We start from the raw sequence: 12,944 nt of genomic DNA on the forward strand, positions 1-12,944 counted from the left end.
CGGGTTGCGGACTAATACACGATAAGCCGGACCAGAATAGCCGCCACCATCACCAGGGTGATCCACTTAACCCACTGGGCGCCCTTCTCGCTCAGATTGACCCGCACCGCAATGAACGCACCGGTAATATTGCCAAGGGCCAGCGTCAGCCCCATGCCCCAGCGCACTTGATCACTGATCGCAAAAATCACCAGGGCCGGCAAGGTATACAGCAAGATTATGGAAACCTTGAAGACGTTCACCTGGCGCAGATCAATCCGCAGCATGCGGTACAGGACCACCAGGAACAGCGCGCCGACACCTACCTGGATGAAGCCGCCATAGACGCCGATCAGAAACATGGCCAGATAGATCACCGGGCCCAGCCGGTCCGGTGTCAGCGGGCGGGTGTCCAGCTTTGGTTGGGGCAACAGCATGAAGACAGACGCGCCGATCATGGCGACTACAAGCACGAACTCGAAAACCGCGTCGGCGACCCAGGTGGCCACCCAGGCTCCCAGCAGTGAGCCCAGGACCGCCGGCACCGCGAGATGAAGACTGACCATCAGGTTGCCATGCCCCATCCGGTGGAAGCCACCTACCGCCGTGATGCTCTGAAGGGTAATGGCGACCCGGTTGGTACCGTTTGCCACCTGCGGTGGCAACCCGAGAAACATGAGCAGTGGCAGGGTCAGCATGGACCCACCAGCGGACAACACATTGATGAACCCGGCCAGACCACCGATGGCAAGCAGTGCCAGGACATCGATTACCGTCATGAATCAGCCCGGCCGGCCCGAGCCAATGCCGGAGAAGCTCTGCCGCGACGGCTGCTCCAGACCAGAACCGCGATGAAAATCACGACGCCGGCTCCGTCCAGGAGGATCTGACCATGAGGCCAGAGCATGAGCGCGCCGATGGGAAACATCAACAGTCGGACAACCGGATGGAGCTTGTGCTCCAGATAGCCCTCGAGTCCGGCGATAATGGCGTAAATGCCAAACAGGGCAAAGAGAAACACCCGGATCATTTCAGTGAAATCACCCGTGATCAGCGGCGAATAGGCAAACAGCAGCGGAACAATATAAAGACCCTTGGCCAGTTTCCACGCGGTAAATCCGGTACGCATCTGCGGGGTGCCGGCAATGGCCGCCGCCGCGAAAGCGGTCAGGCACACCGGCGGTGTCACATTGGAATCCTGGGACAACCAGAAAATGATCATGTGCGCGGCCACCAACACCATCGACAGGGTCGCCGGAGACAGTGCCTGCTCAAGCAACTGGGTGCTGAAGGTGTCGGGCACCATCGCAAGAAGCTGCTGGGCCGTGGCAAGGTCCATGGGAGCGTTGAGCAAAGCCGTTTTGTCAGGGGCTGCCAGCATGAAGATGGCTTTCGCCTGTTCCGGCAGGTTACCGTTCATCAGCAACTCCAGCAACTGGCCCTGGGCAATCAGGTTATAGATTGCGGGTGCCGACAGAGTCGCAAGGACAATGTAGGCCGCTGTCACCGGCAAGCCCATACCCAGAATCAGTGATGCCAGGGCCACCAGCACAATGGTAATGACCAGGCTGCCACCGGCCCAGTCGGTAATCATCAGGGAAAAGGTATTACCGATACCGGTGGTGGAGACCACCATCACGATCAAACCAACGGCGATCAGCAGAATGGCCGTGGTGGTTACATTTCGCGCCCCCATGGCCAATGCGTCCAGGATATCCCGGAATCCCATCGGGTGCCTGGAAAGCCAGGAAGCCACGATCACTGAGAGAATGGCGATGCCTGCGGCGTAAGTGGGGGTAAATCCGTAAATAAGCGCTGCAACCAGTACCACCAGTGGCAGCAGAAAATGCCAGCCGTCTTTCATCACGTCCTTAAGGGTGGGCGCCTGATCGTCTTCCAGCTCGACCGCGTGGCTGCGTTTGGCCTCAATCCGGACGAACATGGCCACCGAGAGGAAGTACAGCAAGGCGGGTAACGCCGCCACACCAATGATGGTGAGGTAGGACACCTGGGTGTAGGACGCCATGATAAACGCCCCTGCGCCCATCACCGGCGGCATCAACTGGCCGCCGGTGGATGCCGCCGCCTCAACCCCGGCGGCAAAACGGGCCGGGAAGCCTGCCTTGCGCATCAGCGGTATGGTAATCACGCCGGTAGACACCGTATTGGCTACGCTGGAGCCGGATACCGACCCCATCAGGCCCGATGCGAAGACCGCCACGAAACCCGGACCGCCAACAAACCGGCCGGCGGCGCAGCGGGCCAGCTCGATAATAAAGTCGCCGGCGCCGGACTTAACCAGAAAGGCACCGAACAGGATAAACATGAACACGTAGGTCCAGGAAATCCGGGCGATCGAGCCCAGCATACCCTGGCCCCCAAGGTAGGAACGGAATAGTACCGTTTCCCATGAAAGGCCGGGGAAGTTGAAGATACCGTCAACATACTGGCCCCACCAGGCCACATAGGACAGGGCGACAATACACAGGAGCGGAATAAACCAGCCGACGGTCCGGCGGGCGAACTCCAGAATCAGGATCACCGCGGCAATAGAGACGATCCAGTCCGCTGTATTGAAGTTGACGCCGCGCTGGTATAGGTCATCTTCAAAGAGGATCAGGTAGAAGGCAGAGGCCAATGCCCCCAGACCAAGCACCACATCCACGCCAAATACCACACGCTGACCGGTGACCGAGCGGGTCTTCAGCATGGGGGTCGTCAGGGCGCAGATCAGACCAAAAATGCCGAAATGCAACGCCGACGTCCACAAGGTCGACAACGTGGACAGGGTGTTGAAGTACAGGTGAATCAGCGCGGCACCGATGGCAAGCCAGAAAATCACCGGCCCGATCAGCCAGTGACCCAGTCGTTCAGCCGCTTCGCTGGCGCTTTCGTCGCGAACCTCCACCGGAGGTTCGCCTGTTTCCCGTTCAGCCACGATTACTCAGCAATCAGCCGATCAGGAATGGTCAGCCCCTGCTCCTGATAAAACCGGACAGCGCCCGGATGCAGCGGCATGGGCAGCCCGGCAATGGCTTTTTCCAGCGCCATCGCCTTGGTGGCGGGGTGGATGTTATTCAGGAACGGCAGGTTGGCGTAAATGGTTTTCGTGATCTGGTAAACATCCTCTTCGGTAACGTCCGCCCGCACGGCGAGGATGTTGGGCTGGGCAATCGTTTCGATCACCTCGTCCTGATTGGGGTAGGTGCCCACCGGGATGGTATAGGGTGTCCACAGCTCGAAATCACTGTTCACACTGGCGAGCTGCTCTTCGGTGAAGTTCAGGGTGGTAATGTCGTCGCCCATGTTGGCATAGGCCCGGGTAACGGCGGACGCGGGAACGCCGGCCGGGATGTTCATGCCATCGATGTTGCCGTTCTGAAGTGCGTCTGCACTGGGCCCATAGCCGAGATAAGCCAGATCAATCTTTTCAAGGTCAATGCCGACCTTGCCCAGGATAAAGCGCCCGGAGCCTTCGGTGCCGGAATTCCGGGCGCCGATGGAAAAGCTTTCGCCGTAAAGGTTGGTCATATCGGCAATGGTGCCGGTTTCCGCCAATTCCCTGGACACCACAAAGTGTTCAACGTTTTGCCAGAGCATGGACACCGAACGCAGGTTCTTATAGGCCTTGGGAACCGGCCCGGTGCCGTTCCAGGCGTATGCGCCGTAAAGTCCCTGGAGAATACCAAACTGAATCTGATCCTCGTCCATCAGCTTGAGATTCTCGCCGGAACCGGCAGAGCTGATGGCAGAAACGGAAATATTGGTCTTGGGCTCCAGCTTTACCTTGATCAGAGTGGAAAGGGCAACGCCCACGGGGTAATAGGTGCCCCCGGTTGTCGCGGTGCCCATCACGTAGTTCCCTTCCGCCTGCACCCCGGAAGAAAAAGAAAAGAGGGCGGCCGCCAGCACGCCCACGGTGGATGTCAGAAATTGGTTTTTGTTCATAACCCTTCGTCCTTTCGTCATTATTTTAGTCCGCAACTGAGATGCAACCCTATTAAGGTAGCGGCTTGGAGGGGGATCTACCAGTTCATGAGGCCAACTCTAGACCTTGGTATGAGTCGCAACCTGCTCCGCTAAAAAATACGAAGCACCAAATGCAACACCCCTCCGCCGGGGGCGGAGGGCTTGTCAGTCGTAACAGAGCTCCTCCCGGAGCCCCGTTCCTTCTTCCGGCGCTCACGCGCCCCTTGCCTCAACGGGTGATGTGCTGATACTCACCAGCGTCGGAAGTGGCAAGGCTCACAACCATGATGGCAATCCAGGAAGCAATGAAGCCCGGAATGATCTCGTACACGCCAGGACCACCCATGAACTCTCCGTTCCAGCCCAGTGAAATCCAGATTATGACGGTGGCCGCACCGGCAACCATGCCTGCGATGGCACCAGCGCCGTTGGCACGCGGCCACATCAGCGACAGGATAATCAGCGGACCAAATGCGGCGCCAAAGCCTGCCCAGGCGTTCGCGACCAGCGCCAGAACCTGAGAGTTCGGATCGGAGGCGATAACGGCTGCAACCAGGCCCACCAGCACCACACAAATCCGGCCTACGCCCACGCACTCCTTATCTGTTGCTTCTTTACGCAGGAACAGACGGTAGAAGTCCTCGGTCAGTGAAGAAGACGATACCAGAAGCTGACTGGAGATGGTGCTCATGACCGCAGCCAGAAGAGCCGCATAGAGGAAACCCGTGATCAGCGGATGGAAAAGCAGGTCAGACAGGATGATAAAGATGGTTTCCGGATCCGCAACATCCAGGCCGTTGCGCACGGCGTATGCGCGGCCGAACACGCCCAGAGAGATGGCACCGAAGAGTGAAATCCCCATCCAGCTCATGCCGATGTTGCGGGCAATCGGGACCTCTTTTAACGTGCGGATGGCCATGAAGCGCACAATAATGTGCGGCTGACCGAAATAGCCAAGCCCCCAGGTTACGGCTGAAAGCCAACCGACAAAGGTAAGCCCTTCGGTCCAGGACAACAGCGTGGGATCGACTTCATTCAGGGTCTGGGACGCCTGGGCGTAGCCACCGCCGCCTTCACCAAAGAGCACAACGGCTGGCATGATCACCAGCGCCAGCATCATGATGCAGCCCTGAACAAAGTCCGTCATGCTCACCGCAAGGAAACCACCCACAACCGTATAGGCCAGCACGACGCCCAGGGTGATCACGATACCCACCGCGTAATCGCTCAGACCACCGAAATTGAAAATTCCGGAAAACGCGCTTTCAAACAGCTTGCCGCCCGCAACGAGGCCGGACGCCGTATAGACCGCGAAGAAAATAACGATGACAACTGCTGACACCGTTCTCAACGACAATGCCTGGGTCGGGAACCGGTTCGCCAGGAAGGACGGGATGGTAATGGCGTTACCGTAATGCACCGTCTGTTCCCGGAGCCGGGGCGCAACGAACACCCAGTTAAAAAAGGCACCCACAAACAGGCCAATACCGATCCAGGCTGAGGCCAGACCGGAAACATACAACGCCCCCGGCAGCCCCAGAAGCAACCATCCGCTCATATCCGAAGCGCCCGCTGAAAGGGCCGCCACTTTAGGACTGAGAGCTCGCCCGCCCAGCATATAATCTTCAGACGAAGAAGTAGATCTGCGCATTGCAAAAATGCCGATGGCAATCATGAGCGCAAAATATGCAAATAGACTGATCCAAACACCAATAGCCATAAGGCTCCTCCGGTTTAATGAGTCGGATTAGATCCGCTCGCGAAGCACAGAGCCGATCCAACGCCAGCATGCTGTACTATTCTTCTTGTATACCCGAATCCCATTCTGATTGAAGCAAGGCGATACACTGCAAAAGCACTCCTTGAATATAGCCAACCATCCAGGGATTGCGACAGCTGCCTTGAGCAATTGCGCCAGACGGGCCTCCAGCTGCTATAAGTTAGTATTACTACGGATCTCAGGCTTGCAAAATCCTACGATTCTTTTACAGAATCCTACGGTACCACTCTAAACACGGACCATATCAGGCCACGTTTTCACGGAATTGCAACCGGGACGGTGTTGTACCCTTATACTTTCGCAACGCATTAGTCAGTGCGCTCTGGGAAGAAAAACCGGTTCGATAACTGATTTCGGACACCGAGAGAGAGGTGGACACAAGCAGTTCAGCTGCCTGATCAAGGCGGGTGAGTAACAGAAACCGGTGAGGTGTAATGCCAGCCACTTCCCTGAAAACCTCGTGGAACCGGCTGACGCTCAGACAGGCTTCGCCGGCCATGTCTTCAACCGTAATCTTGCGATGGAGGTTTTTGAGGATATAACGTCGAACGGCTTCAGGGCTGATGCTGTAACGATTCGGGAATTTGGCATGCCGGTCACTGATCCGGTCAGCCATACAGTAAAGAATACTTGCAGCCAGATGCTGCTGAAGGGTGATGTTGTCCGGTGCACGATCAAACTCGCCGGCAGCAAACTGGACCAGCCCCTGTAGACGACTATCCATCTGCAGGGTCCGTGGCTTTTCAAACACCCGCATCATCCGTTCATAGTCGGCATGAGCCGGTGTATTGATGGCCGGGATCAGCGGGTCAAGGTTAATGACGAGAACATGATTTTTGTCATCACCACAATAGTCGTGTCTGGCTTCAGTTGGAACGAAACAGGCCTTCCATGTGTCGAGATGGGACCCGGTCCCATCGACGCTCAGTTCAGCTTCTCCCCGCACCCCGACAACAATCTGATGATGTTCATGTTTGTGCTGGTGAGCGGCTATTGGAAGTTTCAGAAGTTTCGTATTGAGCATTAAAACTGCCGGCTTATAATTGAGAATGTGCATCAATTAAAGCAGATCATTACAAAAAGTGCACGAATGCCGGGGAAAGCATTCGCAAATCCCAGCACCTTTCAGGACGACCCGGAGCTCCTGAACAGCCCTGTCAACACTCTGGAAACGCTTTCAGACACCACCTCCAGCGGAAGTGCCGCATCAACCACATGATACCTGGAGGGTAGCGCCACGGCCCTCTCCAGATAGGCATCCCGGATTCTCTGGAAGAATTCCAGGTCTTCCTGTTCAAAACGGTCCAGCTCACCTCGCTTTCGAGCCCTGGCCATTCCGGTTTCAACCGGGGCATCCAGAAGCACGACGTGATCAGGCCGTATTTCACCCTGGACCAGGGTTTCCAGAAGGGTGATCCGTTCAACCGGCACGCCTCTTCCACCGCCCTGATAGGCATATGTCGCGTCTGTGAAGCGGTCACACAGGACCCATTTGCCTTGATCCAGAGCCGGCAGTATGCGGTTGTACAGATGCTGCGCTCTCGCCGCAAACATCAGGAGAAGCTCCGTGGTTTCGTTCACCGGCTCATCCCTGGGAGACAGTAACAGCTCACGAATGGCCTCTGCCATGGGCGTCCCGCCAGGTTCCCGGGTCACGATAAAGTCTACACCAAGGCCCTTCAGGGTTCTCGCGGCATTGGCGAGCTGTGTCGATTTACCAACACCTTCGGTGCCTTCAAATGTGATGAACTTTCCCCGAGCACTCATCCGGCGCCTCCATCAGTACCCGAGAAGCCGTCTTCCGGTGCCGGAGAAGACCGGTAATCCTGGCGACGGTTGAGCTGAAACTCCCGCACGGCCTTCTGGTGTTCGGCGAGGGTGCGGGAAAACTTGTGGGAGCCATCACCACGGGCGACGAAATAGAGTGCATCCCCGTCATCCGGATGCAGAGCCGCATGAATCGAATCGCGCCCCGGCAAGGCAATCGGCGTGGGAGGGAGACCATCAATCCGGTAGGTGTTATAGGGCGTATGGGTAAGCAGGTCTTTCCGGCCAATCCGGCCCTTGTAGCTGTCGCCCATGCCGTAAATAACGGTCGGATCGGTCTGGAGCCGCATTCCCTTTTGCAGACGGCGGACAAACACTCCGGCCACCTGATCCCGTTCGCCAGGTGCACCGGTTTCCCGCTCCACAATAGAGGCCATGACCAGGGCTTCATAGGGGCTGTCGTAGGGTAAACCCTCCTCCCGGGCCTCCCATTCCTCCGCCAGAACGGTCTCCATCTTGCTGAAGGCCCGCTTCAGAATATCCAGATCGGTCTCATTACTGGTAAAGGCATAGGTGTCGGGGAAGAACCGCCCCTCAGGATGCTCTCCTTCAGCCCCGACGGCGGACATGATCCGCTCATCGGTCCACTCGCCCGTTACCCGCTGCAACCGCTCAGCGCGCGCCAGGGCTTCACGCATGTCCCGAAACGTCCAGCCCTCAATGAACTGCACGTACCAATGTTTGATATCCCCGGACACCATGAGGCTGACCATGGCTTCCGGGCTCATGCCATTGAGAAACTCATAATCACCGGCCTTGATACGGGCCTGCTCCGGATTCAGGCGACCATAGAGCCTGAGCCACAGGCTTTGCCCGACCAGCCCTTGCGCTTCCAGTCTCTGAACCACTTCCGTGAAGGTGGCCCCCTGGGGAACGTTAAAAAGCACCGGCTCTTCCAGAGTCACTGGTTTTTCAAGACCCTGAAGGCCTTGCCAGACCCACAGCCCGGTTCCGGCCGAGGCCAGCACGGCAACACAAACACTCGCAAGCAATAACTTCTTGAGCAAACGATTTATTCCAGTAATTCGAGAGGATTGAAGATTGTCGCAAGTCCGCTATCGACAGGCAAATCATGACCGGCAATCGTGCGAACCGGAACAATACCGAGAACGCTGTTCAGGAGAAACAGGCCCTGGCATTCCGGGCCCAGTACGTCTTCGACCGTTAACCGCCGCTCCGTCACCGCCTCCCCCCTTTGTCTCAGGCGCTCCAACAGCCACTGGCGCAGGACTCCGGCAACGGCCAGGCAGGCAGCAGGCGGCGCCACCCAGGCATTATCCGTCCGCAGCAGAAGATTGGTCCGGGTACCCTCCACGAGATTGCCGTCGCCGTCAGACATTATGACTTCAAATAGGGACTGGCCAAGATCGGCTGCCGCCATTACCTGCTCAAGCCGATTCAGGGATTTGATGCCGGCAAGCAAAGGGTTGACCGTCAGCGGAACCCTGGAGAAATCGACCACAACACCAGAAGCATCGGGTGTGGAAGCCAGTGGCGACGCAGACACAAGCAGGTTAGGCACCATGCCTGGGTCCGGGCGGTAACCACGACCGCCTCCACCACGGGTCAGGGTCAGTTTGAGAATCCAGCCATCATCGGTGAATCGCTCAGAAAAACGCTGGCCGGCCCGGGTACAGACAGTCGCAAGTTCCCGGCGCGAAACATGAATACCAAGCCTGCCGGCATCCCGCACCATACGCTCGAGATGCCGGGAAAGAAGAACACCTTTTTGCCCGACCATACGGATGGTTTCGAACAGGCCATCACCATAGGCCAGTCCCCGGTCATCCGCTGGCAGACCGCCCTCCTCTGCCCAAAACAGGCGAAAAACGGCCATGGTCAGCCTTCAAAGCGACGGAAAATCAGGGTTCCGTTGGTACCACCGAATCCGAAGGAATTGGACAAAGCCACCCGCACATCCGCTTTACGGCTTTCGTGGGCAACAAAATCCAGATCGCATCCGTCATCGGGATTGTCCAGATTGATGGTCGGGGGCAGCACCCCATCGCGGATCGACAACACCGAAAAAATCGCCTCGACCGCACCGGCAGCACCAAGCAGATGCCCGGTCATGGATTTCGTGCTGCTCATGGCAAGTTTGTCGGCATGGCCTTCGAATATACGCCGGACAGCAGCCACTTCCGCCACATCTCCCACCTGGGTTGACGTGCCGTGGGCATTGATATAATCGATTTCATCCGGCTTCAGGCCGGCATCCCGGATCGCATTCGCCATGGACCGGGCCGCTCCTTCGCCATTCTCCGGCGGCGCGGTAATGTGGTGGGCGTCGTCGCTCATGCCGAAGCCGACAACCTCGCCATAAATTGTGGCACCTCGTTGCTTCGCGTGTTCCAGCTCTTCAAGGACAACGACACCCGCACCGTCACTCAGCACAAATCCGTCCCGGTCTTTGTCCCATGGCCGGCTTGCCTTGGTGGGTTGGTCGTTGCGAGTAGAAAGTGCCCGGGCGGCAGAGAAGGCCGCCATCCCGGTACGCGTTGTTGCCATTTCCGAGCCACCGGCGAGCATCACCTCGGCATCCCCGTAAGCAATAGTGCGGGCAGCATAGCCGATATTGTGAGTGCCGGTGGTACAAGCGGTAACGATTGCGATGTTGGGACCACGGTAGCCGAAACGGATCGCCGCATTGCCGGAAATCATGTTGATCACGGAGGCCGGCACAAAAAAAGGCGAGACTTTGCGAGGGCCGGACTTGTCCATGGTCAGAACGCTTTTCTCGATGTATTCGAGACCACCGATCCCGGAGCCGATTGCGATCCCCACTCTTTCCCGGTCAAGCGCCTCAAAAGCCTCAAGACCACTGTCGTCCACCGCCTGCTGGGCGGCAATAAGGCCATAATGAATAAATGCATCAAGCTTTCTGGCGTCTTTGGTCGAGAGGTATGGCTCCATATCCAGCTCACGGATGGCACCCCCAATCCGGGTGTTGTAGCCCGACGCGTCAAAACGGTCGATCATTCCGATCCCGCTGCGTCCTGCCCGGATACCTTCCCAGGATGACTCCACGTCATTTCCCAGTGGAGACAGCATGCCCACGCCTGTGATAACAACTCGCCGTTTGCTCATAACCCCTTGCACCTGATCTTGTCCGTATAAATCTGAACCCGGATTGAACCTGATTTTCAGCCAATAAAAAAGCCGTCCCCCGATGTTTCACAAGGACGGCTTTTTGCCTGGCTTTCTTGAATGCAGAGTATCAGGTGTGCGCGACGATGTAGTCGATCGCGTCCTGAACACTTGCCAGCTTCTCGGCTTCCTCATCAGGAATCTCGGTTTCAAATTCCTCTTCCAGGGCCATAACCAGCTCAACGGTGTCCAGTGAGTCAGCGCCAAGATCCTCTACAAAAGAAGATGAGTTCTGAACCTCGGACTCTTTAACGCCCAACTGTTCACAAACGATCTTCTTAACGCGCTCTTCAACTGTACTCATAATGTCCTCACTTTGTGTGTCAACCAAGCAACTCAAGTGCTGCCAGTTTAGTTTAAACCCTACCTGCAAACAAGCAGGGATTCTGTCAAACATGTTGTGCGACAAGGAGTTGCGCACAGGCTCCGGAACGAAGCTTATCCCATGTACATTCCACCGTTTACATTGATGGTTTCACCCGTCACGTATCCGGCGGCATCTGATGCCAGGAAGGCAACCACAGCTGCCACTTCTTCCGGCTCACCCAGACGACCCGCGGGTATGATTTCCAGCATAGCCTCGCGCTGCCTGTCGTCCAGTTTTTTTGTCATATCCGTGTCAATAAATCCCGGCGCCACGCAATTCGCGGTAATGCCCCGGTTCGACATTTCCTTGGCAAGGCTTCGGGTAAAGCCTTCCACCCCGGCTTTGGCGGCGCAGTAGTTACCCTGCCCGGGATTACCCATACCTGCAACCACTGAACTGATATTGACAATCCGACCCCACCTCGCCTTCGCCATTCCACGAAGCACAGCTTTGCTGGTGCGATAGACGCTGGACAGATTGGTTTCCAGAACCGACGCCCAGTCCTCGTCTTTCAGGCGCATCAGCAGGTTATCACGGGTAATGCCGGCATTATTGACGAGAATCAGCGGCGCACCGGATCTCTCGGTCAACTCCTTCAGACCCGCCTCGATGCTGGCGGGATCTGCCACATTCATAACCATGCCGTAGCCCTTGAGCCCGGCAGACTGCAGATCGTTGGTGATGGATTCGGCACCGCCGGCGCTGGTGGCCGTACCGATGACTTCAGCGCCCTGCTCGGCTAATGCACGGGCAATCGCCTGGCCAATTCCGCGGGTCGCACCGGTTACCAGTGCAATCTTACCTTCCAGAGACATGAATCACTCCCTTTCGTTTCAGGACTGGCTGAACGCGTCAAGCGCCTTCGCCAGCGAGTCCGGATCTTCGATACTGTGAACCGCCAGTGCCCGGTCAATACGCTTTGCAAGTCCGGCCAGGACCTTACCGGTACCGCATTCAACAGCCACTTCCACACCGTTACTCACGAGGGTACGAACGGAATCCGTCCACCGGACCGGCGAATAGAGCTGCTTCAGAAGATTGGCCTTCAGTGTAGCGGATTCCGTCTCGGCCGCGGCGTTAACATTTTGTATAACCGGGATGACAGCATCATTAAAGCGCACATCATCCAGGGCTTTTGCCAGCTCTTCCGACGCGCCTTTCATCAGGGCGCAATGGGACGGAACGCTGACCGGCAAAGGCATGGCCTTGCGCGCGCCTTTTTCCTTGCAGGCTTCAATGGCCCGTTCGACGGCAGCCGCCGAACCGGCTATTACCACCTGCCCGGGGGCGTTGAAGTTCACGGCGGAGACAACCTCGCCCTGAGCAGCGCTTTCACAGGCAGCGACGACATCATCATCCTCAAGACCCAGGATAGCCGCCATTTTGCCTTCCCCTGCCGGCACCGCATCCTGCATGAGCTCTCCACGAAGGCGAACCAGCCTTACCGCTTCAATGAAGTCAAGGCTCTCGGAGGCAACCAGGGCACTGTACTCGCCCAGGCTGTGGCCAGCGAGGAAGTCCGGCTTGCTGCCGCCTGCAACAAACCACTGGCGCCACAGGGCGACACTGGCTGTCAGCAGTGCAGGCTGGGTGACCATGGTTCTGTTAAGCTCCTCGGCCGGGCCCTTCTGGCACAGCTGCCAGAGATCGTAGCCCAATACATTGGAAGCTTCAGCAAAGGTTCTGTTGATAATGGGCCAGGTTTCAGCGGCCGCCGAAAGCATGCCAACGGATTGTGACCCTTGTCCGGGAAAAATAAAGGCTGATTTCATAAGCGGGATCTTATCGTCATTAAAGGGTTACGGGAGATTAGCCAATAGTACAAGGTAGGCCAATTATCCGCGAATGTGTGGCCAGATCGGGACAGACTTTAGT

Annotated in this window: 12 protein-coding genes; all 12 read right to left on the reverse strand. The window is 57.2% G+C overall.

The genetic code is table 11. From position 1 onward, the window contains the following. Positions 1 to 11: 11 nt before the first annotated feature. Positions 12 to 758 carry a sulfite exporter TauE/SafE family protein gene (locus tag AC13C0_RS19105; RefSeq protein ID WP_341582176.1) on the reverse strand — a complete coding sequence of 249 codons (747 nt, stop codon included), beginning with the start codon at positions 756 to 758 and terminating at the stop codon, positions 12 to 14. Further along, on the reverse strand, positions 755 to 2,917 hold the full coding sequence (locus AC13C0_RS19110) for a TRAP transporter permease (RefSeq protein WP_117617504.1): 2,163 nt from the start codon (positions 2,915 to 2,917) through the stop codon (positions 755 to 757). The genes AC13C0_RS19105 and AC13C0_RS19110 overlap by 4 nt, the downstream gene beginning before the upstream one ends. 2 nt (positions 2,918 to 2,919) lie before the next feature. Further along, positions 2,920 to 3,927 carry a TAXI family TRAP transporter solute-binding subunit gene (locus tag AC13C0_RS19115; protein ID WP_227539442.1) on the reverse strand — a complete coding sequence of 336 codons (1,008 nt, stop codon included), beginning with the start codon at positions 3,925 to 3,927 and terminating at the stop codon, positions 2,920 to 2,922. Between the two features lie 250 nt (positions 3,928 to 4,177). Beyond that, positions 4,178 to 5,668: a sodium/proline symporter PutP gene (gene putP / locus AC13C0_RS19120; RefSeq protein ID WP_117617506.1), complete on the reverse strand. Its 1,491-nt coding sequence runs from the start codon at positions 5,666 to 5,668 to the stop codon at positions 4,178 to 4,180. A 304-nt stretch (positions 5,669 to 5,972) separates the two neighbouring features. Next, on the reverse strand, positions 5,973 to 6,752 hold the full coding sequence (locus tag AC13C0_RS19125; RefSeq protein ID WP_482954895.1) for an AraC family transcriptional regulator: 780 nt from the start codon (positions 6,750 to 6,752) through the stop codon (positions 5,973 to 5,975). Between the two features lie 101 nt (positions 6,753 to 6,853). Continuing rightward, positions 6,854 to 7,495, reverse strand: coding sequence for a dTMP kinase (tmk, locus tag AC13C0_RS19130; protein ID WP_117617508.1), 642 nt, complete (start codon positions 7,493 to 7,495; stop codon positions 6,854 to 6,856). Then, positions 7,492 to 8,562, reverse strand: coding sequence for an endolytic transglycosylase MltG (gene mltG, locus AC13C0_RS19135; RefSeq protein WP_482954896.1), 1,071 nt, complete (start codon positions 8,560 to 8,562; stop codon positions 7,492 to 7,494). The genes tmk and mltG overlap by 4 nt, the downstream gene beginning before the upstream one ends. Before the next feature lie 5 nt (positions 8,563 to 8,567). Then, positions 8,568 to 9,392 (reverse strand): aminotransferase class IV, encoded by an 825-nt coding sequence (locus tag AC13C0_RS19140; RefSeq protein ID WP_482954897.1) that lies wholly within the window; start codon positions 9,390 to 9,392, stop codon positions 8,568 to 8,570. 2 nt (positions 9,393 to 9,394) lie between these two features. Then, positions 9,395 to 10,642, reverse strand: a complete 1,248-nt coding sequence (gene fabF / locus AC13C0_RS19145) for a beta-ketoacyl-ACP synthase II (protein ID WP_117617511.1) — start codon at positions 10,640 to 10,642, stop codon at positions 9,395 to 9,397. Positions 10,643 to 10,772: 130 nt separating this feature from the next. Next, positions 10,773 to 11,006: an acyl carrier protein gene (gene acpP, locus AC13C0_RS19150; RefSeq protein WP_012136033.1), complete on the reverse strand. Its 234-nt coding sequence runs from the start codon at positions 11,004 to 11,006 to the stop codon at positions 10,773 to 10,775. 134 nt (positions 11,007 to 11,140) lie between these two features. After that, positions 11,141 to 11,884 (reverse strand): 3-oxoacyl-ACP reductase FabG, encoded by a 744-nt coding sequence (fabG, locus tag AC13C0_RS19155; RefSeq protein ID WP_117617512.1) that lies wholly within the window; start codon positions 11,882 to 11,884, stop codon positions 11,141 to 11,143. Positions 11,885 to 11,902: 18 nt separating this feature from the next. Beyond that, positions 11,903 to 12,841 (reverse strand): ACP S-malonyltransferase, encoded by a 939-nt coding sequence (gene fabD / locus AC13C0_RS19160; protein ID WP_117617513.1) that lies wholly within the window; start codon positions 12,839 to 12,841, stop codon positions 11,903 to 11,905. Positions 12,842 to 12,944 lie beyond the last annotated feature (103 nt).

The sequence above is a fragment of the Marinobacter sp. B-21 genome, from assembly GCF_056857895.1.